Genomic DNA, 25,201 nt, shown 5'->3' on the forward strand with positions numbered 1-25,201 from the left:
TTTTACGTTCTCTCGGCGCGATCTCATCCTGGGGCTGTTTTGTTTTTGAGTTCAATGCAATCGGCAATTGTAAATTGTCGGATTGGCATGGATATTTACTGCAAGGCAGTGGCGGCGGATCGCCCATATGGCGCGGAGTCCCGCCGGCTGGCGGGGTTTGGCCTGGAATGGACTGTATCGGGATTGCGCGTTCGGAAAATGGTCCCCATCTGATAGGACAGGGTTTCGGCTCTCTGGTGAGCCGGATGGATGACGGAAAATGCAGCCGCAAGTGCCGGCTTTGCCGGCCCGGCCAGGAACAGGAGTATTGTGATGGCACAGTCCACCAGGAATTCTGCAGCCCCCAATTCTGCGGCCTCCAGGAGTTCCGCCGCACGGTCCGGCAAAAAGGCCGCTTCCGCCAGGACCATGGCGGAAACCGTCAGCGACGCGGCCGAGAGCGTTCAGGACAGCGGGCAGCATCTGCTGGATCGCGTCGGGCGAACGGCGCGCAATGCGGGCGAGGCGGTTATGGACCGTGCCAGCGAGGCACGTCATGCCATGGCGGAAACCGGAGAGCGGCTGAATGACCGGCTGCGTCAGGCGGCCTCTTCGGCGGAGGACCTCGCGCAGGAGATCCCGGCGCGGGTCGGTGCGGCGGCCTCGCGGCTGCAGGCGGGCCCGCTGGGTGAGATCGCCTCTGACCTGCGCCATATGGCAAAACGCCATCCGGGGGTCTTTATGGCCGGTGCGGCGCTGGCCGGTTTTGCGCTGGCGCGGCTGCTGACGCCGCGCGGGGACCGCAACGATTGAGCGGCGCATCTGACGATGATGACAAGACGCCCGGCGGTCTGGTTCTCCAGATCGCCGGCGCGGCGATGCGGCTCTTGCGGGGCGAGATCGCGTTGCGCAAGGCCGAGGCGCGCGAGATCGGGCTGATCCTCGCGAGGGCGCTGGTCATCATCCTGGTCGGGCTTGTGCTGGCATTGCTTGGGCTGGGGCAGCTGGCGGATGCCGGCCATGCGGCCCTGGTCATGGCGGGGCTGGCGCCGGTCTGGGCCTCGCTGCTGATCGGGATCGCGCTGTGTCTTGTCGCCGCCGGTCTGATCTGGTGGCAGCTGCGCCGTATCCGCCGCGCCGGCTATTTCGCGCGGCGCGAGATTTTTGCCAGAGGTGGCGCCGATTTGCGGGAGCCGGAAGATGGATGACGATGACCGGAGCGGGAAAGACCTGAGGCAGGGGCGCAGAGAACTGGCCGAAGCCATCGAGGCGCTTGGTAAAAAGCTTGACCCGTCGCGGTTCTTTCCCGGTGTGAGGGGTGGCGAGGGGCCGGTCGCCGCCGCGATGCCGGTCCTTGAGGCCGGGCTGGCGGCGGTCCGGGCCAATCCGCGCGCGACGGTGCTGGCGGGGCTTGGACTGGCCGGTGCGGGGCTCTTGCTGGCCTATGGCGGTGCCTCGCGCGGGGCACGGCGCGAGGCCTGGCCGGAATGGCTGGTGGGCGCTGCATCTTTGCGCGAAGAGGCGGCCCGGCTGCGGGCCAGGGTGGAGCGCGCCCGGGTCTCGGGGGCGCTTGATGAGGCGGCGGCGCGCGACAGTCTCGACGATATCGACGCCTCGCTGGAAACCGCGATCCGGCAGCAGATGGGGCAGGGGCTTGACGGGTTGGAGGAGGAGGCCCGCGCCGCCGCACTGGCCGCGCGTGAGGCCGCCTGGCAGCGCGAATTCGGTAAGATCAGGCAATCCGGCGGCAAGAAACCGGCGCGCGGCACATTCGGGCGCATCCTCTCTGTCGGCACCATTGTGACGGCGGCGGGCGGTTTGCTGGCAGCTTTTCTCGCGCGCGACCGGCGGTCGGATGACGCCTTTGACGCTGGCGCCGGCGAGGTTGATGACGCAGAGGACAGCGCGGCCGCGCGCCGGGCCGTGAGCGAGGATCTGGAACAGTTGTCGTTGCTGGTGGCCCGGCTGAGCCGGTCGTTGCGTGAGGCCTTTGATGCTGCCCCGACCCCGAAGGCGGATCAGGACCATGGCGGAGATGCGGGTCCGGATCGGGCCTGATCGCCCGGGCGCGCGCTGACGCAGCCAGGACCGGCCCGGTCAGTGCAGGCTGTGCTTTGGCGGGCTTTGCACCGGGGGAGGCGGGGGCGCTGTCCTCGCTTTGGTATCGGAACCGGGGACAGCAGCATTCCCAGTTGCGGCATCTGTTTCGACAAGCGATGGATCGAAGGCGAAGGTGACCATTGCCCGGATCCGCGCGCCCTCCTCGATGATCTGGAGATCGCCGGGCAATTGGGTGACAAAGCCCCGGATCAGCCGCGCCCCGATCACCGAAGGGGCGCCGGAATGTTCCCCGGTCAGTCTGCCCCGGGCGGAAATGGCGCCGGAGACTTCCAGCCGGGCGATCTGAGGCGGGGTTTGTCCGCTGCCCTCTAGTCCGGGCCCCGGTGACGCCGGGAATGCGGCTGTTCTTGCCGTCTCTGCCGGTCCGGTCCGGGCGGCATCCGTGTAATCCGTAGCCGGCCCATGGCTCAGCCGGATCCGGACCGGCTGATCGCCGGCCTCGGATGGCGGGAAGCAGGAGAGGATCTCGGCCAGGAGCAGCGCCAGCGGCACCGCCTGTTGCGATTGCAGCACCAGCGGCATCAGATCAGCCTGGACCGCGCCCTTCTGTCCCGAACGGCCATGGATCAGATCGACCTTGGCGATCACCTCGGCCATCAGCAGATCCACCGCAACCTCGGTGCCGCCGGCCATGCGGTACAGCCCTAGATGCACCGAGGAAAGCGACATCACCCGGTTGTGCAGATCGTCCAGCACCAGGCGGATGCCGATATCATCGGTCTCACGCCGGTGCATCCTGAGGAAAGACGCGATCAGTTGCAGGCTGTTGCCGGTGCGGTGATGCACCTCGCGCAAAAGCTCGTCCTTTTGCCGCACGAGGTTCTCCATCTCGGCCTCATCGCGCAGGATGGTGGCGGTGAGACTGTGGTAATCCTCGGCCAGGCTGGCGATTTCGGCGGGCGGGCGGTCAAGCGCGCTGTCCTGGGACAACCGGTTGCCCGAGGTGAAATCCCGCATCTCGCGCGACAGGCGGCGGACATGGCGGGTGACCAGGCGCTCGACACCGAGGATGGTCACGGCAACCCCGGTCAGCCACATCAGCGCCGGGAAAAGATAGGGCAGCACATGGCGGCGAAAGAAGCTGTCCTCGGCCGGCAGCGGCCAGACGCCCAGCAAAAACAGATCGGTATTGATCGGCGCCCAGGAGAACATCAGCGTCTCGCCGCCCGGAGGGCTGTCGAAGAAACTATGGGCCTCGGAGGCGGTGAGGCTTTGCAGGCTGGCGCCCCGGGGCAGCCAGGCGGGGGCCCCGGCAATGCCGGTCGAGGCATAGATCACCTCGCCGGCGCCATTGGCGGCGATCAGGGCCAGCGGGCTGTCCCTGTCGCCGGCAGGCCGGGCCACGGGATCCTCGGGCATGCCGATCAGCGCGCTTTCGGGCAGCCAGAGCAGCACGAAGCCGGCCGGCCGGCCCGGTTCTTCGCTGACGGGCCATGTCAGCGAGATATCTGACTGCCCCGGATCGGACCATTCAGGGTCATGGAAGATGCGCGGCTGATCCGAGGCGAGGATGCTGGCGAAACGGCTGGTCTGCGAGAAATCGCGGGTCACCCCGTCGGAACTGCAGCGCATCGCGCCGGAGGCATCGACAAAGCCCGCGCGCGAGATGCGGCCATCGCTGGTGGCATAGGCGGCGATCTGGCTGGCGCAGCTTTCCGGATCCTTGCGCAGGCTGTTGGCCAGCAGCTGTGCCGTCACCTGCGACGCCCGGATCAGCCGGATCTCGCGCAGCGCATCCTGCAACGTATGCCCGACCGAGGCCGCCAGCCGCGTCTCATCGGTCTGGCGCATGGTCATCCAGGTCTGGGCCAGCGCCAGCAATCCAAGCGGCAGAAGGGCGATCAGGATCATGGCCGCCAGCCTCAGTGCGAGGCCGGAGGTGATCTCCCTTTCTGCGAAAAATCTCATGCGGCGGGAACGGCGGATCGGCTGATCACGGCGGCAGTGGCGCTGTTGAGATCGGAGAACAGGTCCTCGCCCTCGGCAAGGCCCATCAGTTCGGACAGGCGTTTGCGCGCCCGGCTGGCGCGGCTTTTGACGGTGCCGGGTGCAACGCCCATCATCTGGGCTGCCTCCTCGACCGAATAACCCGAGGCGCCGATCAGGATCAGCACTTCGCGATGTTCGGGGGAAAGCTGGTCAAAGGCACGCTGGAAATCATTGAAAGCCAGGCGGCCGTCATGGGCCGGGGCCTCGCAGAGGCTGGCGGCAAAGGTGCCGTCGCTGTCCTGGACCTCGCGCCGCGATTTGCGCAAAAGCGAGTAATAGGTGTTGCGCAGGATGGTGAAGAGCCAGGCTTCCAGATTGGTGGCGGGGTCGAATTTATCCATATTCGACCAGGCCTTCAGGATCGTCTCCTGCACGATGTCATCGGCAAGGACCACATTGCGCGACAGGCTGATCGCGAAGGCGCGCAGATTGGGCAGCAGCGCGGCGAGCTGTTCGCGCGGATCGGGGTGGGGCCCGGCTGCGGCAGCCGCAGCACGCGGTGCCGGTGATCCACCCTTCACGCCGGGTTGGGGTTCATTTTTCGGCATCGGCAGTGACCGGAGCGGTGGTATTCAGCTGGTCAAGCAGCTGGAGAAAACGGTCAGGCACGGCTTCGGTCAGCACTTCGTCATAGACCCGCCTCAGATTCTCATCGATCTGGGTGCGTAGCGCCAGGCGATCTGTCGCCCCTGCGGGTTTGACTGGTAGCATTTTTCTCGTGGTCCTGCCATTGGTCTTCGGAACCAAACGTCTGTTAAGAGCGTTTGGTTCCATAAGATGCGCGCATAACGGAGATTTTTTTATGGCCGATTCCAGGGCTCCGGGCACTGCTCCGACGGGAGCAGCGGCGGGAGTGACGGCAGCTGGTGCTCCGGCAGGGAAACCTGCGGGGGAAAAACCTCAGGGCGCGATTGCTACCGGTGAGGATCTGTCGCGGGCGATTGCCCGCGATTTGCCCTATCTGCGCCGCTATGCGCGCGCGCTGACCGGCAGCCAGACCAGCGGTGACGCCTGGGCCATCGCGGCGATCGAGGCGGTGCTGGCGGATCCGGGGCCGGTGGTCTCGGCGGTTTCGGTCAAGGTTGGTCTCTTCACCAGTTTCCACGATGTCTGGCAGAACGCCGATTCGCCGGTCAGTGAGGCGGAGGATCCGCTGGCCGCCGCCGCGCAGCAGCACCTTGCGCGGCTGACCCCGAATTCGCGTGAGGCGCTTTTGTTGCAGACCATCGAGGGCTTCGCCCCCGCCGAGGTCGCGGCGATCCTTCGCGTCGATGAACCCGCCGCCCAGGCGCTGGTCGAGCGCGCTTTCACCGAGATGGCCAGCTCGATTCTCGGCAAGGTCATGGTGATCGAGGATGAGGCGATCATCGCCATGGACATCACCGCCATTGTCGAGGCGATGGGCCATGAAGTGACCGGGGTTGCCCGCACCCGGGCCGAGGCCGTGGGCCTTGCGGGCCGACAGGCGCCGGATCTGATCCTTGCCGATATCCAGCTGGCGGATAATTCCTCGGGTGTCGACGCGGTCAATGACATCCTGGCGGGCCGGGGGCCGATGCCGGTGATCTTCATCACCGCCTTTCCCGAGCGTCTGCTGACGGGCGAGCGGCCGGAGCCGACCTTCCTGATCAACAAACCCTATACCGAGGAACAGGTGCGCTCGGCGGTGAGCCAGGCGATGTTCTTTTCCTCGACCGAAACGCTCAGGGGCTGAGCCTACTGGCATGCGGGGCCCGCCCGACACCCGCCCGACAGGCGGGCCCCGCATGCCATGATCAGCGCATCCAGAGCCCTTCGCGTTTCAGCGTGTTGCGGATCGTTTTCTCACGGCCCGGCAGGTCGCTTTGGTCAAACAGCGCGCGCGCTTTGCGACCCCGGTTCTGATAGACCATCTGCTTCGCCTGGTCCCAGTCGCGCAAGAGCCGGCGGTTGTCCTTTTCCTTTGCCACCCGTTCCAGCACCTCGACAGCCCGCTCGGATCCGGTCGCGTAAAGCAAGGGCAGGGTGCGGTAATGCAGCGTCAGCCCGCCATCCAGCCCGGCAAGGTCCGGCCCGGGCCTGCCGCCGCCGAAAGCGGTGATCACCAGCGGCAGCGCGATCTGGTCAAGCCAGGGCCAGAGTTCCTGACAGACCAGCGCTGGCGGGCGGTCCTTGTGGATGGTGACCGCGTAATCGAGGAAACGGCGGCCAAAGGCTGCGGGGCTTTCATGGAAGAACCAGCCCGCGTTGAAATACATATAGCGCTGCCAGTATTCATCGGGCCAGGACAGGTCGAGCGTGGCCCCGAAATCCAGCCCGAAACGCTCATAAAGCGCGCCCCAGGTCTCGGCATAGCCGGGGCCGTAAAGCTCGATCTGCGGCCAGGTGCCCTCGCGTTTCATCGAGGCCGAGGGGCGGGCGAAATCAATCGCCAGCTGAGACAGCGGCCCCGTCACCAGCGTATCGGTGTCAAGAAAGAGGAAAGGCTCATCCGGCAGTGCGGTCAGCATCTCGATCTTGTTGCCGATCGCATAGGGGGCGCCGAAGACCTTGCTTTCAAAGGGAATGAATTCGGCGCCCAGCTCCTCCAGCCGGTCGCGCAAGGCGCCTTGAGGCAGGCGCGGATCCTCGGGCCAGAGGGGGCCGGGCTGCGGCTCCGCCAGCAAAAGCCGGCCCTGAAAGCCGGGATCGGCCTCGCGCAGCGAGGCGGCGAGCAAAAGCGCCTCATGGCCAAGGCGGCCGCGTTGCACCACGGCGGCGATGTTGAACGGGCGGGCACTGGTTACGGGCATGGGGCCGCCTCAGCGCGGGGTAAAGCGCAAAGACAGGCAGGACATGCCACCATCAATCTTCTGGCATTCCGAATTGCCGATCTCGACCACCTCATAGCCCGCCGCCACCAGCCGGTCGCGGGTCTTCGGGAAACCGGCGGGGAAGAGTACGATCCCGTTGAAGCGGATCGCATTGGCCGCCGCCTCTTCGCCGGTCGCGACGGCGATCACCTTATAGCCGGTGAAACAGCCCGATGCCGCCAGCCGGTCCGTCGCGAGCACCGTCTCCGCATCCATCAGCGAGCAATCGGTCTTGAAATGCAAAACGCCCGGCGGGGTGTGGACCTCGCGCACCACCTGACCCCAATCGGCGACCAGCTTTGCCAGTTCCGCGATTCCGGCGGCGTTGGTGCGGGCAGAGCGGCCGACAAGGATCTCGGTCTCACCCATCAGGATATCGCCGCCCTCGATGAAACTGTCTTCGCCCTCGATCCGGCGGATCTCGCTGTAAAGGCGGCTCAGATGCGGCTCCATCTCGGCCGCCTCACCCAGCCGCGAGGGCGCGCCGGGCCGCATGATCACCGCCCCTTCGGGCAGGCAAAGCGCGGTATCCTCGACGAAGACGCTGTCGGGATAGGCGTCGAGCGCGTCGAGCAGCGTGACCTCGGCCCCGGTCGAGCGCAAAGCCGCGACATAGGCGGCGTGATGCTCTTGCATCAGAGCCAGATCCGGATTGCCGGTATCCACCGCGCGCAGCCCCCGGATGATCGAGACAGAGGGCTTGCGGCTGATCGCATGGGTAAAGGAAAAGGAACGCGGCATCGGATTTCCCCGGCAAATGATTGCGCCCATGGCTAGCCTGATTTGACCGGCGCGGAAAGCCCCGGCTCAGAATGTCGGCTCAGGTGGAAGGTCGGGTTGCGTGTTTGGGCGGCAGGTTCGGGTGGCGGGCTCAGGCAGCCGGGGCGGGCAGGCGCACGATGGTTACGGTGCAGGGCGCCTCTGCCACCACCTGGGCCGAGACCGAACCGAGATAGCGCCTTAGCGCGGAACTCGCCCGCGCGCCCATCACGATATGATCGGCAAGGATGCGCGTTGCGTGTTCGGTCAGCGCATTGCCGGGATCGGGGGCTTCCAGCACGGTATAGGTCACGCGGCCTTCTGGCAGGCCAAGCGCCTCGCCCCAGGCTTTCAGCGCGACAAGGCGGGCCACATGCAGGTTGTTGCCGGATTCGTCGGTGCCCTGATCCAGCTGGATCCGCGCCGTGCGCAGCACATTCACGCAAGCCAGCCGCGCCTCGGGGCGGAAATGCAGGATCTCGCGGGTGGCGGCGAGGATCTCTTGCGAGAGCGCCTCCATCTCGGGCGAGAGGTCTACAGCGGCCATCACCACCTGGGCGCGGATCGCGTCACCGGGCACCGGCGGCGCCTCGTAGCCCCGGATGCGCCGCGCCCGCCAGCGCCGTTTCAGCCCCTGCCAGAACCCGTCCTGCTGCCGTTTTGAGGCGCGTTGGGTCAGGCGCACCTGGTCGGGATGTTCCAGATCAAAGGCCATCTGCGCGGCGGATTGAAAACGTTCCTCGGGCTCGACCTCCAGCGCGCGCAGGATGATTTCCTGCAGCCAGGGCGGCAGATCGGGATTCACTGCGTAAGGCGGCACCGGATCGCGCCAGAGCCGACGCCGCACGGCGCGCAAGGTGGTGGTCTGACCAAAGGGCAGCTTCCCGGTCGCCAGCTCATAAAGCATGGCGCCAAGGGCGAAGATATCGGATCGCGGATCGTCGCGGTGATGCAGATATTGCTCGGGTGCGATATAGGGAAAAGTGCCCATCGGAATGGCGAATTCCTCGCCCAGGAGATCCGGCAGGTCGAGATGGCGGGCAAGGCCATAGTCGATCAGCACCAGCCGCCCCGCCTCGTTTCGCATCAGATTGCCGGGTTTCAGATCGAGATGGATCACCCGCTGGCGGTGGATCTCATGCAGCGCGGCGGCGATCTCTGCGGCCAGCGGCACCAGTTCTGCCAAAGGCAGCGGTGCGCGGTCGAACAGCTCCTGGAACGAGGCGCCGGGCAGTTTCTCGGTGACCAGATAGGGCATCACCGCGAAATCGCCCGAGGCGATCACCTGCGGCACATGCGGGCCGGAAAGACGTGGCAGGATCATCTGCTCGATCTCGAAACCCACGATGGTCGGCCCGTCATCGCCGTCGAGAATGGTCGGAACCTTCATCACCATCGGGCGGGCGTGATCCGGATGCGTGACCTCCCAGATCGTTGCAAAGCCGCCGCGATGCAGCAGTTTGCCCAGGGTGAAACCGTCGATCTGCAATCCCTCGACGGGACGTTTCTGGCTGCGGCTCATCGTCCCGTCCTCAGGCGCAAAGCAAGGTCTTCGGGCAGGCCTGCGGCCTGGATCTTGCCGGCGGTCAGCACATAATCATAGGGGGTGCGGCGAAAGCTCAGCTCGCGGCTCCGGGTGTCGAAGATCACCCAGCCGGCCTGGGGGCTGCCATCGCGGGGCTGCCCGACCGAGCCCGCCACCACCAGCCAGCGCCGCGACGACAACAGCGGCACCGGCATCCGGGGTTTCACCGCATGGGCCTGGACCCGCCCGCCCCGGTCGCAGCTGTATAGCGCCGGCTCATGGACATGGCCGCAAAAGGTCAGGCTGGCATCGCAGCTGCGAAAACTGGCCATCGCGCCGCGTTCCGAGGTGATATAGATCCAGTCGCCCGGACAATGGGCCGAGGCATGGGCGTAAAACCGGTCCTCTTCGGCAATGGTCAGGGGCAGGGCGGAGAGCCAGGCGCTCCGGGCGGCGGACAGGCGCGGCCGCGTCCAGTCGATGGCCGCCCGCGCGGTGCCGTTCATATCGCGCGCCGAGCCCTCGATTGCGGCATCGTGATTGCCCTGGATCACCAGCGCGCCCTCTGCCTGCAAAGCCTGCACCCGGGCCACGCACCAGTCCGGATCCGGCCCGTAGCCGACAATATCGCCCAGCACCACAAAGCGCCCGATATCCCGCGCCCGGGCATCGGCCAGCACCGCCTCCAGCGCTTCGCGATTGCCATGTATGTCGCTGATAAGGGCGATCCGCATTCTGGCCTCCGGTTGCTGTCGCCATCCTGGCAGAGCCGGCGGCGGCGCAAAACGCATATTTTCGGCGCAGCTTTGGCGCTGTGGGTCTGAGGCGGCTGACCCGGGCACCGGGTCGTGCTGCCCGTTGCGTCGTGCTGCGCGATACATAAGCGGCGCGACCGCAGCGGCGCCATGATGGGAGAGAGCAGAATGCGACTGAGGGCGCGCAATATCCTGCCGGTTGTGGTGCCCGGGATCGTCACCGGCACGGTTACCAGCCATGTGCGGCTGGCCCCGGGCGGCTCGATTATCCCCGCCTCGATCACCAATGACGCGGTGAAAGAGCCGGGGCCGAGGGTTGGCGCAAAGGCCTCGGCGGTGATCAAGGCCCTGATGTGATGATCGGCGTCGATGACTGATCTCGCCCCAGCCAGTGCCCCAGTCACTACCCCAGTCAGTACCTCTGGCCAGCACCTCTGGTCTGCGCCCGCATGAGCTGGCCGTGCCGTTGCCGGCGGGTTTCGATGCCTCGATCTGGTGTATGCCCTGGACGGATCGCAGCAATTGTCCGCACCGGGGTGATCCCGAGACTGGCCCCGATTGCCGGGTCGAACTGGATCCGCGCTGGATCGGGGGCTGGCGGGGGGTCGGGAGCCGCCCGAGGCTTCAGCTCTTGTGCCGGATGCATCTCTCGCGCCGCGATCTGATGCGGCAGAAACCGAATTCCGGTGATGCTTCAGTGGGGACCTTCTCGCTGCGCTCGCCGGTCCGGTCCAACCCGATTGCGGCGATGGTGGTGCGGCTGTTGTCGGTTCAAGGCAGCAGTGTTGCATATGCGCGGGCTGAATTGTGTCGATGGCACGCCTTTGGTGGATATCAAAGGCGAGTTCGGAGCGATCCCATGACCTTTCGCACCCTGACCCTCCTCTCCCGCCGCGCTTTGCTGGCGGCGCCGGGTCCTGCCTTTGACGGAAAGGCCATCACCGATGCCACCCGGCCGCGAGGTGCTGGGGCCGGTCGATCCGGAAAAGGCCTTTGCCGCCGGACTACCGGCTTCGGTTCTGCTTTATACGCTGAAGCCGGAGGCAATGGTCGGCAGGGTGGTGGCCGCGTAACCGGGCCTGCCTTACCTTTTGCCTCGTGCCGCGCGAGCAGCCGGCGCCTGGCCGGCTGAAGCGCAAGAGCGATACGCTGAACCCTGACGTGCTTCCGACCACCGGCGCCGGGCTGTTCGTCGATTTCGGCACCGTCAACTCGGCCTGTCGCGACCTCGCGACCCGGGTGCAGGATCAGGCTTGGGTGCCTTATGTGCTGATCGACGGCTCCTTCGCCGCCACGCCGCAGGCGATCCGCGAAATGGCGGCGATCCCTGGCGTCGAGGCGCGCGGCGAAGACCCTCGCCACTTATGCCGAGGCCGCCTGTGCCGAGGCCGATGCATTGCCGGACCAGGCGCCCGGGGGCAGCCGCCCCCGCATCTGTCTGGCACGCGGATCCGAGGGGCTGGAAAGCCCGGCGCACGGCTCGATCAATGCGGAAATCATCGAGCGCATGGTCGGCATCAATGCGGTCAGCGCCGGGACGCGCGGCCTTGTCACCGTCTCACCCGAGCAGATCCAGACCTGGGTGCCCGATATCATCCTGACGGTGGACCGCGATTTCGCCGCCGCAGTGGGTGAGATGCCGGAATGGCATCGCATCCCTGCATCGCCCCAGTGAAACACTGCTCATGCTACATGTGAGAACGTAGCAACGAGTGTTACCATGGGTGGAGGCCGTGCGATGGGCTTTCAGACAGGTTGCATCGATGGTGATCGTTTTCTCGTCAGCCGCCCCGGCGGCCAGGCCGGTCTTGATACGGGCAAACACACCCATCCGGCTCCGGCGCTTCCACCGATTGCAGAGTGTCCTGGCGGGCCGTATTCGCGGGGCGTGTCACACCAGCGCAAGCCATTGCGATTTATGAATATTACGCCACTCAGGACACGGCGATCATCGACGCGTGGATGGCCATGGCTCCCGGGGAAAAACGGCTCGAGCCGCGCCATCTGCGCCTCGGTCACCCAGTAAGGATTGTTCATCAGAAGGATCGCCTCGCATCCTCTGAAGCACCGAAAAGTATCACAATCAATGGAGGCTGACACTAATTTCACCAATAGCAAAGGGGTGGAGGCCGCTATCCACAGCCTTGCCGCAGCGGGCAGCGCGGTGGTGGTCCCGACCCATGATCCGGGTCAGGCGGCGGCTTTGGCCGATGAGGCGCTGCTGGTCAGCCGCGCCGGTGTGATCACCCTGGGGCCGGTCTCGGAGGTGATGCAGGAGGCCGTGCTGAGCCGGCTTTACGGCATCCCCATGAGGCGTATCGAAGGACCGGATGGGCGGCCGCATTTCTACTGACAGTGATCGGATTGCTACGAGCAGGAACAAGAGCCCGATCTTCCCCCAGTTTCTTGCCCATTTCGTGACGATATATTTCATCATATATAACGATTTGTGGAACTTTGCCGAAAGGCGAAAGGCTGCGGATCAAAAGCCATGCCACAGGAAGGGCTTCCGACGTCTTTGTTGCAGCGACTGGTGATTGCCGGCCTGTTGGTTCCGGGCGTCTGAGCCCCCGCTTTGCCCAATCGACCGATGAGAATGCGTTTTCTCCTGGCACGATCTGGCTGGGCGTTGATGAAGGGAGCCAGGGCGGCATGACCAGCAAAGCGACCGGCGAAGAGGCCGCGAAGCAGAACCGCGCCACGCTGGAAGACACGCTCAGCCTGCTGCCCGGCCTTTCTTCGCCCCGCTGGGGCGGCGGATCGCGCAATAAAAACGACGTCTTCGTGCGCGGTTTTGACCGCTGGCCTGTGCCGCTGTCGATTGACGGCATCCGCATTTATCTGCCCGCCGATAACCGGCTGGGCCATGGCCGCTTCCTGACGCCGGACCCCGCCGGGATCGAGGTGCAGAATAACTATGTCCCGGTGATCAAGGGGCCGGGCGGCATGGGCGGTGCCATCAACCTCGTGACCCGCAAACCGACCAAACCCTTCGAGGGCGCGGCGCGGCTGGGTCTTGAGGCCGGCAATCGCGGCGATGTCACCGGCAGGAGCGGCTTCCTCTCGCTCGGCACCAGGCAGGAGCTCTGGTATGGCCGGGTCTCTTACATGCGCCACGACAATGACGGCTTTTAGCTGTCGCGCGATGATGTCCCGGAGCCGCCAACCCCTGTCAGGGTGAGGGGCTGCGGAAAGACAGCGAGAGACCGATGACAGCCGCCTGAACATGAAATTCTGCTATGCTCCGAACGCGACGGACGAATATGTGCTCAGCGATACAGGGCAGGAAGGCTCGGTATGGGCGCCCTACAGCACCTTGCTGCCGGTCAGCGGCATTACGGGCAGCGGCCCCGGCTTGAACCAATGCGACTGGATCTGGCCGGAATGGGATATCAGCAGCATCGCCTTTTATTCGACGACCGATCTCGACCTCCGGCACGCTGAAGACGAAACTCTTCTGCAACAGGTTCGACAATACGCTTTCGGCCTGGGACAATGCGAACCACGGCGCCCACATGCTGGGCAGCGCCTTCAACAGCGTCTATGACGATTGCTCGATTGGCGGCAGCGTCGAATACGGGCTGAGCTTTGGCGACCATGATCTGCGCATCGCCTCCTTCTTCCGCAGCGACCTGCACCGCTCGACCAATTACCCGCGCCCGACACCGGGCCGCCCCGCCGAGCCGACGCAATTCAGAAAGGAAGAGACCTTCTCGGGCGCGGTCGAAGACAGCCGGAGCGTCAATGACGCATTGCGCATCGTCGCGGGGTCTGTCTTACGGCAAGGCACAGCTGCTAAAGGCTGACAACACCGATACCGATCCGGGCCGCCCGGCCGTTTCGGTCGATGCGGTGAACTGGCAGCTGGCCGCGATCCGGACCCGGGGGCGCGGGCGGTGACTTTCATGCGGGCCTCTCGTCCAGAACCAGCTTCCCGACGCCGTTCCACCGCTATTCGACCTGGATCGGCTCGATGGTGCCGAACCCGGATCTGGCAGGCGAGGATGCGCTGAATGTCGGGCTGGGCTACAGGGGCGATCGGGGTCCGGTGGCGCTGGAACGCGCGATCTTCTACAGCCGTATCACCGAATCTGATCCAGTCGATTGATCTTGTCACCATCGACCCGGTTTCGTAAGCGCTGTCCCACCCCCACCTTCCATCGCGCTTCCTGATGGGATCACTGACATCCATTGTTGTTTGATGATGGAGCTTCTCCGTGGAGACTACATTGGAGGTTCTCACGGTTGGCGGGTCCGGTCGGCAGAACCGGAGTTGGCCCGAAGATGTGAAAGCGCGGATCGTGGCAGAGACGTTGGTGCCGGGCGCTACGGTCAATGATGTTGCGCGGCGGCATGGCCTGCCGGCCAATCGTATCTCGTCATGGCGAACGCTGGCGCGGAAGGGGCGTCTGGTTCTGCCCGCGCCGGAGGATCCTGTCGAGTTTTCGGCCCTGATGCTCGGGCCTGCGGATGATGGTCCGCGTTCTGTCGGCCCCGCCGCGACCGGCCCTGAGATTGCGTTTGGTGCGGTCGTGATCCGTTTGGAAGTCGGTGCTTCAGCAGAGCGGATCGTGTCCGTGGCACGCGCCTTGGCGGCAGGCGCGTGATCTTCCCGTCGAACCGGGTGCGCATCATGGTTGCGACGAAGCCCATCGACTTCCGCAAGGGCCATGCCGACAGAGGCGATGGTCGCGCATGTGCTGGTCGGCTAGTATGCCGATCATCTGCCGCTTTACCGTCAGGCCCAGATCTACAGCCGCCAAGGCGTCGATCTCGACCGTTCCACCCTTGCCGATTGGGTCGGGCGTGCCGCCTTCGAACTCCGCCCCGTCCACGCTGCGCTGATGGCCGATCTGAAGCGGTCCACCAAGTTGTTCATGGACGAGACCCGCGCCCCGGTCCTCGATCCGGGGTCCAGAAAGACCAAGAGCGGATACTTCTGGGCGCTCGCCCGCGATGACCGCCCTTGGGGCGGCACAGCGCCACCGGGCGTGGCCTTCACCTATGCCCCCGGTCGGGGCGGACAACATGACGAACAGATATTACAGGGCTTCGGCGTTATTCTGCAGGTCGATGGCTATGCCGGATACAACCGACTGATCGTGCCGGACCGGATCGGCCCAAGTATTCAATTGGCGTATTGCTGGGCCCACGCGCGCCGCAAACTGGTCGAGATCACCCGCACCGGTTCCGCGCCAATTGCAGAGGAAGGCGTGGCACTTATCCGCGATCTCTATGCCATCGAGGCCGACATCCGCGGCAACGACCCCGCAACCCGACTTGCCGTCCGGCAGGAACGCTCCGCCCCGATCCTCGCCCGCATCGATACTTGGCTAAGCCATCACCGCGCCCGCGCGTCCGCAAAATCGCCCTTGGGCGAGGCGCTGGCCTATATCGCCAAATACCGCAACGGTCTGGGCCGCTTCCTGACCGATGGCCGCGTCGAGTTGGACAGCAATACTGTCGAGCGCACGATCCGCCCCATCGCCCTGAACCGCAAAAACGCCCTCTTCGCAGATCATAACGCCGGTGCCGAAAATTGGGCCGTCATCGCCTCGCTGATCAAGACCTGCAAAATGAACGGCGTCGATCCCCACGCGTGGCTGACAACCACGCTCACCGCCATCGCCAAAGGCCACAAGCAGAGCCAGATCCAAAACCTGCTCCCATGGAACTACACCGTCAACGTGTGATCGGGACATCGATTACCCGGTTTCGGCCTTGCGCAATCGCAGCGTCAGAACCTCGCCAAAGGCACCTGCAAGGGTATTGAGGTCGCGGCCAACCGGGAGGTCAGCGAGGCATCGCGCTGACCGCGAATGACATCTGGCTGCACCAGCGGCGCGATGATGCCGAGAAAGGCGAAAACGCCGGTCAGCGCGGTCACGAGGGCGGCCAGCGCCGCCGCTCCGCCCGCCAGCACGATGCGCCAGCGGGTGGGCGACAGCCCCAGCACAAGCGCATCCTGATCGCCAAGCGCCAGCAGATCCAGCGGGCGCCGGGTGAGGGGGGCCAACAGCAAGGCCAGCAGCAGCGCCGGCAAAAGCCAGGCCACCACGCCCCAGCCATCCTGCTCCAGCGAGCCGGCCTGCCAGAGGAACAGGCTTTGCAACACGTCGTGCCAGAAAAGGGTCAGAACCGCATTCAGCCCGCCAAGCGTGGTCGTCACCACCAGCCCGGCCAGGATCAGCGACAGCGCAGAGATGCCCTGCGCCCAGGCCAGCAGCAGCACAAGGCCAAGCGCCGCCACCCCGCCGGCAAAGGCCGGCAGCGGCAGCCAGGGCGCCGCCAGCCCGGGCGCGTTCAGCAGCGTCAGCGTCAGCGCGCATTGCGCACCGGCGGTGATCCCCAGCGTCGCCGGCTCGGCGATCGGGTTCAGGAACACCCGTTGCAACAGCGCCCCTGCCAGCGCCAGTGCGGCCCCGGCCAGTGCGGCGGTGACCAGCCTTGGCGCGAGGCTCAGATGGATCAGGAGCGCGGGGATGTCCTGTGGATCGGCGCCAAACAAAGCGGCGGGCCAGCGGCCAGGCAGGCTGTTCCCGGCATTGAGCATGAAAAGCGCCAGTGCCAGCAATGCGGGCAGAAGGGGAAAGAGGCGGCGCATCAGATCCGCTCCAGCCCGTCGCCAAGCGCCTCGCAAAGCCGCGCGGCCGAGGCGAGGCCGCCGGCGGGAAAGACCGGGGGCAGCTGGATCGCCCTGAGCGCCCCGCTGCCCAGAACCCGGCGGAACAGCGCGCTTTGCGGCAGCGGGCCGGTCGCGAGCAGGGGGGCGCCAAGGGCGATGATCTCGCTGAGGCCGAGGGGGAGGGCGCCTGGCGGGCCGCCGGCTTCCAGCGCGTTGCGGCCCCCGGCCCGCGCCAGCAGATCGCCGGGCATCGAGCCTAAGGTAAAGGCCAGCGCGTGGCGGCCATCTTCGAGAAACCGGACCAGCAAAACGGGGGGCGGGTTCAGCACCCGGATGCGCTGCGCGAGCGCGGCAAGGGCCTGGTCGAGGCCTGCAATCAGCGGCGCGGCGCTGGCACCTGCGGCCCCGGCGATGGCTGTGGCCAGATCGCTGGCGATGTCCAGCGGCGGTTTCACGAAGGGCAGCGTCTCCAGCCAGAGGGTCGGGGCGATCCGCTCCAGCGCCGCCTGCGGCCCGCGCTGCCAGTCGGCGGCGAGGATCAGATCGGGGGCAAGATGAACCAGCAGTTCCATATTCGGCTCGTTGAGCGGGCCGAGGTCATGGGTGGTTGCGGGCAGCGATGGCGTGCCGACAAGGCGGCGATAGAGCGGCAGATTGCCGGCGGCGAGCGGCGAGAGCCCAAGGGCCAGCGCGGTCTCGGTCAGGATCAGTTCGGTCGTGACGAGGCGGGGAGTGCCATTGCGCGCGGCCAGCGCCACGCCCGGCAGCAGCGGCGCAAGGGCCAGCGCAAAGAGGCTGCGCCGGGTCAGCTGCGTGGTCATGCCTGGCCCCGCAGCGCGGTATGAAGCGGGCGGTCATAGCGGCGAAGCCAGGCCTCGGGCGGCGCCTCGCCCCGTTCGGCCAGCCATTGCCGCAGGGTGACCCGGATCACCGCAAGACCGTGGCGGCCAGGCCGGTCGGTGGCGGGCTGATCGGAACCAGGCTGCCCGTGATCAGGCTGCCCATGATCAGACTGCTCGTGGCCGGGCGGCAGGCCGGAACCCAGCCCTGCAAGTGTCGCGGCCTTCAGCGCGGTCAGATCGGGGCGACCATGACGGGCGAGGATGGTCTGGAAATCGGCGTGGATTTCAGCGTCGAAGGGTCGCCGCAGCCCCGGTTTGACCCGCAGCGGATGCGGCGGAAAGATATGGGCAAAGGGCCGCCAGCCCGACGGTACCGGCGTCGTTGCGGCATGGGTCAGCCCGCGGATCCCAGCCGAGGGGATCGTATGGATCGGGCAGGTGCCATCCCCGGCGCGTTCGGCGCGCAGGAAGGGCGTCTCGGTGATCCAGTCGCCCGGCAGCGCGGCCAGCGCCTCGCGGCAATCGCTCCAGTGTTGGCCGGTGTAAAGCAGCGCCTGGGTTTCGGCGGCAGGGGCGGGGCGGAACAGGCAGCGCAGCCCGTCATGGCCCAGCCCCAGATCCAGCGCCGCTGCGCCCTGATGGGCGGCGAGGATCGCGCCCCTGTCTTCCGGCACCAGGCTGAGCCGGCGGTCGCGCGGCCCGGGCCTCGCCGCGCCCTCTAGGCACAGCGCGATACCGTGATTCCAGCCGCGCGGCTCGCTGCTGAGCGTCTCGAAAGCCAGCAGCCTTGCGCCGGGGGTGAGGCGGGCACGCCCGCTCTCTCCCTCCAGCACCAGCACCCCGCCCATGTTTTGCGGGCTGCCGGTGAGATCAAACCCCATGAAACCGGCAAGGGTCCCGATGCTCCACAAATGCCCCTCGGCCCCGAGAAGCCGGGTGAGCAGCGCGAATCCCTCGTCCTCGGATGCGTCGGATTGCCAGTCATCCATCATGGGTGCAGCCTTCAGAATTTTGAGGTCAGCTGCAATTCGAACCGGCGCGGGGCGCCCAGCACGACCTGGCCCTTTTCGGGATAGAGATAGGCCGCATAGCTTTTGTCGAAGAGGTTGGTCACCCGCAGCGACAGGGTCGAACTCTCGCGCAGCCGCCAGTCTATCCCGGCATTGACCAGGGTGAAACTGTCGCGTTTGGCGGTATTGGCATAATCATACCAGGCCTTGCCGACGAATTGCACCCCCAGATGCGCGGTCCAGTCCGGCGCGAAATCCCACGAAGCCCAGAGATTTGCCGAGGTTTCCGGCACGAGGATCGGCACATTTCCCGCATAATCCACCCAGGAGAAGGTGTTGAAGTCGAGAAAGGTGAAATCGTCGAACCGCGCCTCGGTCTTTGCTATATTGCCGCTGATCCGCAGGCTGTCCGACAGCGCCGCGCTGGCCGCCAGTTCGACCCCGCGCGAGGATTGCTGACCCGCCTGTTGCAGCGTGAACGAGCCCGGCGCCAGCACCGGCACATTGCGTTTCACGATATCATAGGCGGTAGCGCCCATTCGAAACGGCCATCGGCGCTGGTCTGGCGCAGGCCGATCTCGAATTGCCGCCCGGTGGTCAGGTCGAAATCGCGGAAATTCGCGGCGTAATCCATCAGCGGCAGATTGACCGGGTCGGTTGACCAGGCCAGCTGGCCGTATACCACCGTGGTCTCATTCGCCGCCCAGCTGAGCGCGAGTCGCGCCGAGGGCGCCTTGTAACCGGCATCGAAACTGCTGGCGGGGGAGGCGATGCCCTCACGGCTCAGGTCGAACCAGTCCTGGCGCAGACCAAGGCTCAGCGCGAGCCCGGCGCCCAGATCGGTGTGGTTTTCCAGAAAGACCGCGCGCTGATCGAGGGTGGAGCTGTATTGCGCCACCGGGGTCAGGGCAGCAGGGAAACGGCCCGGTTGCGGGTTGAACGGATCGACGGTGACCGAGGCGAAACTGAACGCGCTGGCATAGGAGGATTTCGCGCGGTTGAGGTCGAACCCGATCACCGTATGGCTGTCATAACCGGCGAGGCCATGGCGGAAAGCGCCCTCCAGCCGGAAGCCGGTCTGGGCCTGATCCTGGTCGATGGCGACGAATTCGCCGACGGATACGGTGTCGGTCACCGGGTCCCAGTCATAGGTTTCCGCATTGCGGAAACTGCGGTCCGACCCGATGCGATACAGCACCGCCGAGACGCGGACCGCATCCGAGGGCGCCCATTCGGTCTTCAGCTGCAGCCAGTAATCGGTGAATTCGGTCTTTGCATCGCTGACATTGTAATTCAGCGCCTCGGTGCCGGCGACCAAGAGGCCGCCCCGCAAAGGCGTGCCGTAATAGGTCATCGGCTCGCGTTTGGCGTAATCGGCGGAAAGGGTGAAGGTCAGATCGGGCGCGGCCTTCCAGCTCAGCGCGGCCGTGATCGCGCCGAGGCTGTCTTCGGCCCCGTTCCAGCCATCCGACCCATCGGCAACCACTGCGACACGGTAGGACAGTGCATCGGACAGCGAGCCCCCGCTGTCGGCACCAAAGCGCAGGCGTCCATCCGGGCCGGCCAGCGCGGTCAGAAGATGCCGGGGCGTGCCCTCGAACGGGCGTTTGGGCATCGCATTGACGAAACCGCCAATGGCGCCATGGCCATGAATGACCGAGCCGCCGCCCTTCAGCACCTCGAATTCCTCGATCAGCCAGCTGTCGACGGGGAAGGAGATATTGCCCCGGCCCGGGAATTGCCTTGTGCCGTCGAACAGCATCATAACCGAGCTGGAGCCCTGAAAACCGCGCGCCGCGAAATTGTTGTCAAAATGCGGTGCGCCGACTGCGGTGATCCCCGTCGCGGTCTGCGAGACGGCCGAGGTGATCGAATGCAGGCCGCGCTCTGCCATGGTCTCGGTGCCGATCACCTCGACGGCGGCGGGGATGTCGCGGATCTTCCCGCCCAGCCGGCTGGCGGAGGGGGCTGTGGCATCAAGGGCCAGCCCCTCGCCCTCATCGGCGGAAAGCCAGATCGTGCCCAGGCCGATGACGGTCTCTTCGGCCTGGGCCGGCCCGGCATTGAGAGCGGCGGTGAAGGGTGTGAGCGCGGAAAGTGTCAGCAAAAGCCGCAACGGGTTGCGGCGGGAAATGGACGGCATGAATCGGTCCCCGAAAGGCGTTTAGCACGTCACTGCAGACCGCAAGGAACCGGCGGGCGCTTGCCCGCAGATCACCCTTGCCATCAGGAACCCCCGCCCGATGCGCCTGCCCGTGAATATGGCCGACGGCAGGTCTCCTGGCTCGCGGGTCTGTGGGTTTCGCGCCTTCCCAGGGTCCCTGAACCCCAGTGGCATATTGCGAAACCCTCGCCGCTCACAGTTGCGGGGGCAGCCGCAGATCAGGCTGATGCCCTGCTGCGTTCCCTCTTTCCTCCCTTGCGGGAACCGTCGCCTCAGCGCTACCCGCCGCAGCCCCGGTCTGTCAACGCCTGTGAATGCCCGCCGCTGGCATTCACCCCATGCTGGCATTCGCCCCCCGTGTCGGTCTTCGCCCGTGCCTGCATCCACCCCCGCCGGGATTTGCGAAAACCGCCGGGAATCCCCATGGCCTTTTCCGCACAGAGGGTTGTAACCTCCGCCCCGCGCGCAGGGGGATCTTCCGGGGGGATCTTCCGGGTCGCGCCCCGGGAAGGAGAAAGCCATGCAGACACCGCCTTTCGTCATCGCGATCCAGAGCCAGGTCGTGTTCGGCCATGTCGGCAATTCGGCGGCGCTGTTTCCGCTTTGCGCCGCCGGGCTGGAGGTGGCGGCTGTCCCGACGGTGGTGTTCTCGAATACGCCCGATTATCCCAGCCTGCGCGGCCGCGCATTGCCCGAGGATTTCTTTGCCGATCTGCTTTTGGGCGCGATGGAGCGCGGATTGCCCGCGCGGGCGGATTACATCATCACCGGCTATATCGGTTCGGCCGCGATCGCACATCTGGCGGCGGAATTCATCGCGAAAGCGCGCGAGATCAATCCGCGTCTCGTTTACCTTTGCGATCCGGTGATCGGCGATGCCGGGCCGGGGCGCTATGTGCCCGAGGCGGTGGTGGCGGTGATCCGCGACGAATTGCTGCCGCTTGCGGATCTGACCACGCCGAACCCGTTCGAGCTGTCGCTGTTATCCGGGCAGAAGATCGCCCGGCTGGAAGATCTGGAACCGGCGCGGGCCGGGCTGAAACTCAGGCCCGAGGCGCGGGTGATCGCGACCGGCTGCGTGCTGGAAGACAGCCCGGCGGGATGCCTTGAAAGCGTGGTGATCGCGCCGGAAGGTCTGAGCCGTCACCCGGCGCCGCAGCTGCCGCTGCATCTGTCGGGCACCGGCGATCTGTTTTCGGCGCTGATCATTGCCGGGCTGGGGCGCGGGCGCAGCCTGCCCGAAGCGGTGAGCCTGGCCCAGAAGCTGACCGGGATCGCGATGGCCGAAGCGGCGGCGCTTGGACGTCAGGAGGTCATGCTGAGCAGTCCGGATTTCCTGGAGGGGCTCGCCCAACTGGCCGCCGCCCGGGGCTGAGCGGGAGAGGGCGCGGCGCGGGCGTGAGCCGGCAGGGTGGGGGGCGAAATGCGTCATCCCGCACGCTGCCATTTGCCGATCATTCCCTGACAATCGAGCCGTAAGGCGGCATGAATCCGGCCCGGATGCGTGTTCTGTAAGAGGTGACCGCCTGCCAAAACAGGGTCTTCCCAAAGTGTTGCGCCTCTTTTGGGAACCCCCGCCGCTTTCCCGGGCGCGCAGCGGCACCCCGGCTCAGGCCGGGGAATGGCTCAGCGTCACGATATTGCGGCCCGAGATTTTCGAGCGCATCAGCGCGCCATCGGCCTCGTCCACCATGGCGGTGATGTCTTCGGGTGCCGCCATCGGGCCGCCGCCGGTCTTCACGCCGATGGAGACCGTGACCTGCAGCTCGACCCCGTTGCCGCCATCGACCGGCGTGTCGCCGACGACGCAGCGCAGGCGCTCAGCGATGCGATGCGCCTCGGCGGCGGTGGTGTCGGGCAGGGCGATCAGGAATTCCTCGCCACCGATCCGCGCCAGCAGATCCTCGATCCGCAGGTTTTCGCGCAGGCGCCGGACCACCTCGATCAGGACGGTGTCGCCGGTGGTATGGCCATAGCGGTCATTGACGGATTTGAACCGGTCGAGATCCAGCACCAGCACGGCGAATTCGCTGCCCTCGACCGCCGCCTGTTCGGCGATGCCGGCAAGACGGGGAAAGGCGTAGCGGCGGTTATAGGCGCCGGTCAGCGGGTCGATGATCGCGAGCCGCAGCCCGGCCTCGATCGAATTGCGCTCGGCATCGGCCCTTTGCTTGCGGCGCAGCAACATACGAATGCGCAGATCCAGTTCTTCGGCGGTGACCTCGGGGTCGATCACATCATGGGCACCGAGATCAAAGGCGAGTGCGGCCGCGTCGCTGGTCTCGGGCGCCACGATGCAGAACATGCTGTGGCGATAGGGGGAAGCCCCGGCCAACTGCGTCATCAGCCGCAGCCCACCGCCATGGGTGCCGGTATCTGCCGCGATCAGGAAGACATGCGATTGCCCGGTCTGGTCGCCATAGCCAGACACCTCGGAAGGGGCGAGCACGCGGGCATGTTCGCGCAGCCTGGGCGCCAGCTTGTGCTTCCAGTGCAGGGCGGTTTCCGCACGGGCCGCGATCAGGCCGATGGGGCCGACCGGCTGAAAGCTGCCTTTATGTTCGGCAAGGCCCAGCATTTCCGAGCCCAGCCTCTCGGGCAGGTCCCCCCCCCAGGCGCGGGACATCATCTGGCTTTCTTCGCGCTGACGCAAAAGGTTGCGGATCCGCGCCAGCATCACCGCCATATCCGGTGGCCTCGTCATCACGTCATCCGCGCCGGCCCTCAGCGCCGCCAGCCGCTTTTGCGGCGTATCAGGCCCTGCAAGTGCGATCACGGGCAGCGAGCGGGTGCGCGGATCGGCGCGCAGCGTAGCGATCACCTGCGGGCCGGGCATATCGGGGAGGTCGCAGTCGATCACGATCAGATCGGGACGCTCGCGCCGGGCGGCCCTGAGGCAGGAGGCGGCATCCGAGGTCAGCAACGGCCGGAAAAACCCATCCCCCAGCCTGACCTGGAAGATGACCCGGTTCGCCGGGATAGAGTCCGCTATCAGGATTCGGCGTTGCATATCAGGCTTCCATGCTGGAACGGCGGCAGAACGGGTGCGGCAGGGGGAAGAAGTCAAGAGGCGGGGGCTTGGCAGAGGCCTTGCTGGGGTCTGATCGCAGGATCATCTGAGAGTCTTAAGAAAGGGGTGGATCGTCGTTTCGGTTACCAGGATTTTGTTATGCAGATGGTTAACAAATCCTTTCGATCGTGGTCACCTTTTTGGGATAACTCCTGGAATCTGTGTTCAAAGCTCTGGATAACTGCAAGCACCAGGGGTGCGGGCCCGTTGACTGGTAAAAAATGTTTCTTCCGGAGGTTGATCTGTCAAGAAACTTTCTGAGGCTCAGGCATGGATTCGCCACAGGCGGGCGGGCGCGGCAGCCGGGGCGATCCGGGGGCGGAAAGACATGCGGGATTGCCCGCAGCGCGGGGCTGTGGAATGGATGGGCCGATGGCAGGGGCGGCCGGGGAACAGCCAATGATGCAGCAGGAAAAAGCGCAGATCCTCGCTTTGCAGGCTTTGGCCTGGCTGGCGGCGGATGAGGACCGGATCGGCCCCTTCCTCGCGCAAAGCGGTATTGGTCTTGCGGATTTGCAGGCGCGGGCGGGCGAAGCCGATGTGTTGGCGGCGGTGCTGGAGTTCATTCTCGGCGATGATGACCGGGTGCTGGCCTGGGCCGACGAGGTGGATCTGCGCCCCGAAGCGGCCGCCATGGCGCTGAGTGATGCGCGCGCGGCGCTCCCCGGGGGTGCGGTGCCCGACTGGACCTGAGCGGGCGGCCCGCGCGCATGACATGATCCTGATGCAACAGCGCGGTCTTAGTGAAGTGAGACCGCAGCCAGAGGAACCGGACTGATGATCGACGCCCTGCTTTTCGACAAGGATGGCACGCTTTTCGATTTCCGCAAAAGCTGGGGCGCCTGGGCGCAGGGCTTTCTCGCCGGCCTTTCGACCGGCCCGGAGCATGCGGCCCGTCTGGCCGCAGCCATCGGCTATCTGCCTGAAACCAATGATTTTCACCCCGAGAGCCCGGTCATCGCCGCCACCGCCGCCGATATTGCCGAAACCTTGCTGCCGCATCTGCCGGGGGCAGGGGTGGCGGAACTGACCCGGCGGATCGACCAGGCGGCAGCAATGGCCGGCATGGTCGAGGCGGTGCCGCTGGTGCCGCTTTTCACTGCCTTGCGGGCGCGGGGGCTGAAGCTCGGTATCGTTACGAATGACTCCGAGCGCCCGGCGCGGGCGCATATCGCCGCGCATGGGCTGAGCGGGCTGGTTGATTACATTGCGGGCTATGACAGCGGCCATGGTGCGAAACCGGGGCCGGGAATGCTGAACGCCTTTCTGCGCGAACAGGGTATTCGGCCCGAGAGGGTGGCGATGATCGGCGACTCGCGCCATGATATGGAGGCGGGGCATGCCGCCGGAATGCGGCGGATCGCGGTGCTGACCGGAATTGCCACCGAGGCCGATCTCGCGCCCCATGCCGATCTGGTTCTGCCTGATATCGGGGCACTTCCCGCCTGGCTTGACGGGCTTTCCGGCTGACAATCCGGGTATTGGGTCAAAAACGACAGAATCATGTCGCCGGTTTGTTGTGCCTCCCGCG

Annotated in this window: 29 protein-coding genes, 3 pseudogenes and 1 riboswitch; of the genes and pseudogenes, 18 read left to right on the forward strand and 14 right to left on the reverse strand. The window is 65.9% G+C overall.

Annotated elements, in window-relative coordinates; genetic code table 11:
- Positions 1-312: 312 nt before the first annotated feature.
- The 3 genes from DRF71_RS00925 to DRF71_RS00935 are packed head-to-tail and all read left to right on the forward strand — an operon-like array spanning position 313 to position 2,037.
- Entirely contained in the window at positions 313-792 is a 480-nt protein-coding gene (locus tag DRF71_RS00925) for a hypothetical protein (RefSeq protein ID WP_157970852.1), read from the forward strand.
- Positions 789-1,187: a phage holin family protein gene (locus DRF71_RS00930; RefSeq protein ID WP_112308769.1), complete on the forward strand. Its 399-nt coding sequence runs from the start codon at positions 789-791 to the stop codon at positions 1,185-1,187. Before DRF71_RS00925 ends, DRF71_RS00930 begins: the two co-directional genes overlap by 4 nt.
- Entirely contained in the window at positions 1,180-2,037 is an 858-nt protein-coding gene (locus DRF71_RS00935; RefSeq protein ID WP_112308770.1) for a hypothetical protein, read from the forward strand. The genes DRF71_RS00930 and DRF71_RS00935 overlap by 8 nt, the downstream gene beginning before the upstream one ends.
- Positions 2,038-2,076: 39 nt before the next feature.
- Here the strand turns inward: DRF71_RS00935 and DRF71_RS00940 are convergent, their stop codons facing one another.
- Genes DRF71_RS00940 through DRF71_RS27080 form a run of 3 tightly spaced genes read right to left on the reverse strand, consistent with a single transcriptional unit; the run spans position 2,077 to position 4,800 of the window.
- Positions 2,077-3,951 carry a sensor histidine kinase gene (locus DRF71_RS00940; protein ID WP_157970853.1) on the reverse strand — a complete coding sequence of 625 codons (1,875 nt, stop codon included), beginning with the start codon at positions 3,949-3,951 and terminating at the stop codon, positions 2,077-2,079.
- Between the two features lie 53 nt (positions 3,952-4,004).
- Positions 4,005-4,637 carry an RNA polymerase sigma factor gene (locus DRF71_RS00945; RefSeq protein ID WP_112308772.1) on the reverse strand — a complete coding sequence of 211 codons (633 nt, stop codon included), beginning with the start codon at positions 4,635-4,637 and terminating at the stop codon, positions 4,005-4,007.
- A complete protein-coding gene (locus tag DRF71_RS27080) occupies positions 4,624-4,800 on the reverse strand; it encodes a NepR family anti-sigma factor (RefSeq protein WP_157970854.1) in 177 nt (58 codons plus the stop codon). Before DRF71_RS27080 ends, DRF71_RS00945 begins: the two co-directional genes overlap by 14 nt.
- Before the next feature lie 91 nt (positions 4,801-4,891).
- Here DRF71_RS27080 and DRF71_RS00950 point away from each other — a divergent pair, with 91 nt between their 5' ends.
- Positions 4,892-5,803, forward strand: coding sequence for a response regulator (locus DRF71_RS00950; protein ID WP_112308773.1), 912 nt, complete (start codon positions 4,892-4,894; stop codon positions 5,801-5,803).
- A gap of 61 nt (positions 5,804-5,864) precedes the next feature.
- On the opposite strand, the gene DRF71_RS00955 is transcribed toward DRF71_RS00950, so the two are convergent.
- From DRF71_RS00955 to DRF71_RS00970, 4 genes are all read right to left on the reverse strand, one after another.
- Positions 5,865-6,860 carry a hypothetical protein gene (locus tag DRF71_RS00955; RefSeq protein ID WP_112308774.1) on the reverse strand — a complete coding sequence of 332 codons (996 nt, stop codon included), beginning with the start codon at positions 6,858-6,860 and terminating at the stop codon, positions 5,865-5,867.
- Between the two features lie 9 nt (positions 6,861-6,869).
- Positions 6,870-7,661, reverse strand: coding sequence for a dimethylarginine dimethylaminohydrolase family protein (locus tag DRF71_RS00960; protein ID WP_112308775.1), 792 nt, complete (start codon positions 7,659-7,661; stop codon positions 6,870-6,872).
- Positions 7,662-7,791: 130 nt separating this feature from the next.
- Entirely contained in the window at positions 7,792-9,201 is a 1,410-nt protein-coding gene (locus DRF71_RS00965; protein WP_112308776.1) for a protein kinase domain-containing protein, read from the reverse strand.
- Positions 9,198-9,938 (reverse strand): metallophosphoesterase family protein, encoded by a 741-nt coding sequence (locus DRF71_RS00970; RefSeq protein ID WP_112308777.1) that lies wholly within the window; start codon positions 9,936-9,938, stop codon positions 9,198-9,200. The genes DRF71_RS00965 and DRF71_RS00970 overlap by 4 nt, the downstream gene beginning before the upstream one ends.
- A gap of 189 nt (positions 9,939-10,127) precedes the next feature.
- Here DRF71_RS00970 and DRF71_RS00975 point away from each other — a divergent pair, with 189 nt between their 5' ends.
- From DRF71_RS00975 to DRF71_RS27820, 4 genes and pseudogenes are all read left to right on the forward strand, one after another.
- On the forward strand, positions 10,128-10,316 hold the full coding sequence (locus tag DRF71_RS00975; protein WP_232831236.1) for a TOBE domain-containing protein: 189 nt from the start codon (positions 10,128-10,130) through the stop codon (positions 10,314-10,316).
- Between the two features lie 142 nt (positions 10,317-10,458).
- Positions 10,459-10,701: pseudogene (locus tag DRF71_RS00980) on the forward strand (TrmO family methyltransferase domain-containing protein); the annotation flags it as partial.
- A gap of 202 nt (positions 10,702-10,903) precedes the next feature.
- Positions 10,904-11,032 carry a hypothetical protein gene (locus tag DRF71_RS28925; protein ID WP_269814351.1) on the forward strand — a complete coding sequence of 43 codons (129 nt, stop codon included), beginning with the start codon at positions 10,904-10,906 and terminating at the stop codon, positions 11,030-11,032.
- Positions 11,033-11,355: 323 nt separating this feature from the next.
- Positions 11,356-11,634 carry a TroA family protein gene (locus DRF71_RS27820; RefSeq protein ID WP_198672117.1) on the forward strand — a complete coding sequence of 93 codons (279 nt, stop codon included), beginning with the start codon at positions 11,356-11,358 and terminating at the stop codon, positions 11,632-11,634.
- 48 nt (positions 11,635-11,682) lie between these two features.
- On the opposite strand, the pseudogene DRF71_RS00990 reads toward DRF71_RS27820, so the two are convergent.
- Positions 11,683-11,996: pseudogene (locus DRF71_RS00990) on the reverse strand (transposase); the annotation flags it as partial.
- 49 nt (positions 11,997-12,045) lie between these two features.
- Here DRF71_RS00990 and DRF71_RS00995 point away from each other — a divergent pair.
- The 7 genes and pseudogenes from DRF71_RS00995 to tnpC form a co-directional block, all read left to right on the forward strand.
- The gene (locus DRF71_RS00995) at positions 12,046-12,312 is read left to right on the forward strand and encodes an ATP-binding cassette domain-containing protein (RefSeq protein ID WP_112308779.1); all 267 of its coding nucleotides are present in this window, start codon (positions 12,046-12,048) and stop codon (positions 12,310-12,312) included.
- A 299-nt stretch (positions 12,313-12,611) separates the two neighbouring features.
- Positions 12,612-13,094, forward strand: coding sequence for a TonB-dependent receptor plug domain-containing protein (locus DRF71_RS01000; protein ID WP_157970855.1), 483 nt, complete (start codon positions 12,612-12,614; stop codon positions 13,092-13,094).
- Positions 13,095-13,185: 91 nt separating this feature from the next.
- Positions 13,186-13,506 carry a hypothetical protein gene (locus DRF71_RS27085; RefSeq protein WP_157970856.1) on the forward strand — a complete coding sequence of 107 codons (321 nt, stop codon included), beginning with the start codon at positions 13,186-13,188 and terminating at the stop codon, positions 13,504-13,506.
- Positions 13,475-13,765, forward strand: a complete 291-nt coding sequence (locus DRF71_RS01005) for a hypothetical protein (RefSeq protein ID WP_112308781.1) — start codon at positions 13,475-13,477, stop codon at positions 13,763-13,765. The genes DRF71_RS27085 and DRF71_RS01005 overlap by 32 nt, the downstream gene beginning before the upstream one ends.
- A gap of 167 nt (positions 13,766-13,932) precedes the next feature.
- On the forward strand, positions 13,933-14,067 hold the full coding sequence (locus DRF71_RS28930; RefSeq protein WP_269814316.1) for a hypothetical protein: 135 nt from the start codon (positions 13,933-13,935) through the stop codon (positions 14,065-14,067).
- A 109-nt stretch (positions 14,068-14,176) separates the two neighbouring features.
- Complete coding sequence (locus DRF71_RS01010; RefSeq protein WP_157970857.1) at positions 14,177-14,566, forward strand: transposase; 390 nt, start codon at positions 14,177-14,179, stop codon at positions 14,564-14,566.
- A 63-nt stretch (positions 14,567-14,629) separates the two neighbouring features.
- A pseudogene (gene tnpC, locus DRF71_RS01015) lies at positions 14,630-15,652 on the forward strand (IS66 family transposase); the annotation flags it as partial.
- Between the two features lie 44 nt (positions 15,653-15,696).
- Here tnpC and DRF71_RS01020 read toward each other — a convergent pair.
- The 5 genes from DRF71_RS01020 to DRF71_RS01040 are packed head-to-tail and all read right to left on the reverse strand — an operon-like array spanning position 15,697 to position 20,579.
- Positions 15,697-16,563 (reverse strand): iron chelate uptake ABC transporter family permease subunit, encoded by an 867-nt coding sequence (locus DRF71_RS01020; RefSeq protein ID WP_112308783.1) that lies wholly within the window; start codon positions 16,561-16,563, stop codon positions 15,697-15,699.
- Positions 16,563-17,405, reverse strand: coding sequence for an ABC transporter substrate-binding protein (locus DRF71_RS01025; RefSeq protein WP_112308784.1), 843 nt, complete (start codon positions 17,403-17,405; stop codon positions 16,563-16,565). Before DRF71_RS01025 ends, DRF71_RS01020 begins: the two co-directional genes overlap by 1 nt.
- A complete protein-coding gene (locus DRF71_RS27090; RefSeq protein ID WP_157970858.1) occupies positions 17,402-18,418 on the reverse strand; it encodes a DUF6925 family protein in 1,017 nt (338 codons plus the stop codon). The genes DRF71_RS01025 and DRF71_RS27090 overlap by 4 nt, the downstream gene beginning before the upstream one ends.
- An 11-nt stretch (positions 18,419-18,429) precedes the next feature.
- Positions 18,430-18,975: a TonB-dependent receptor domain-containing protein gene (locus DRF71_RS28935; RefSeq protein ID WP_112308786.1), complete on the reverse strand. Its 546-nt coding sequence runs from the start codon at positions 18,973-18,975 to the stop codon at positions 18,430-18,432.
- Positions 18,948-20,579 carry a TonB-dependent receptor gene (locus DRF71_RS01040; protein ID WP_112308787.1) on the reverse strand — a complete coding sequence of 544 codons (1,632 nt, stop codon included), beginning with the start codon at positions 20,577-20,579 and terminating at the stop codon, positions 18,948-18,950. The genes DRF71_RS28935 and DRF71_RS01040 overlap by 28 nt, the downstream gene beginning before the upstream one ends.
- 110 nt (positions 20,580-20,689) lie before the next feature.
- Positions 20,690-20,884, reverse strand: a riboswitch (cobalamin riboswitch).
- Positions 20,885-21,120: 236 nt separating this feature from the next.
- Between DRF71_RS01040 and pdxY the strand changes: the two genes are divergently transcribed.
- Positions 21,121-21,975 carry a pyridoxal kinase gene (gene pdxY / locus DRF71_RS01045; RefSeq protein WP_112308788.1) on the forward strand — a complete coding sequence of 285 codons (855 nt, stop codon included), beginning with the start codon at positions 21,121-21,123 and terminating at the stop codon, positions 21,973-21,975.
- A 234-nt stretch (positions 21,976-22,209) separates the two neighbouring features.
- Here pdxY and DRF71_RS01050 read toward each other — a convergent pair whose 3' ends face one another.
- Complete coding sequence (locus tag DRF71_RS01050) at positions 22,210-23,610, reverse strand: diguanylate cyclase (protein ID WP_112308789.1); 1,401 nt, start codon at positions 23,608-23,610, stop codon at positions 22,210-22,212.
- A 459-nt stretch (positions 23,611-24,069) separates the two neighbouring features.
- Here DRF71_RS01050 and DRF71_RS01055 point away from each other — a divergent pair, with 459 nt between their 5' ends.
- The gene (locus DRF71_RS01055) at positions 24,070-24,363 is read left to right on the forward strand and encodes a DUF3572 family protein (protein WP_112309894.1); all 294 of its coding nucleotides are present in this window, start codon (positions 24,070-24,072) and stop codon (positions 24,361-24,363) included.
- Between the two features lie 84 nt (positions 24,364-24,447).
- On the forward strand, positions 24,448-25,140 hold the full coding sequence (locus tag DRF71_RS01060; protein WP_112308790.1) for an HAD family hydrolase: 693 nt from the start codon (positions 24,448-24,450) through the stop codon (positions 25,138-25,140).
- Positions 25,141-25,201 lie beyond the last annotated feature (61 nt).

It is taken from the genome of Pseudogemmobacter bohemicus (genome assembly GCF_003290025.1).
GTDB lineage: Bacteria > Pseudomonadota > Alphaproteobacteria > Rhodobacterales > Rhodobacteraceae > Pseudogemmobacter > Pseudogemmobacter bohemicus.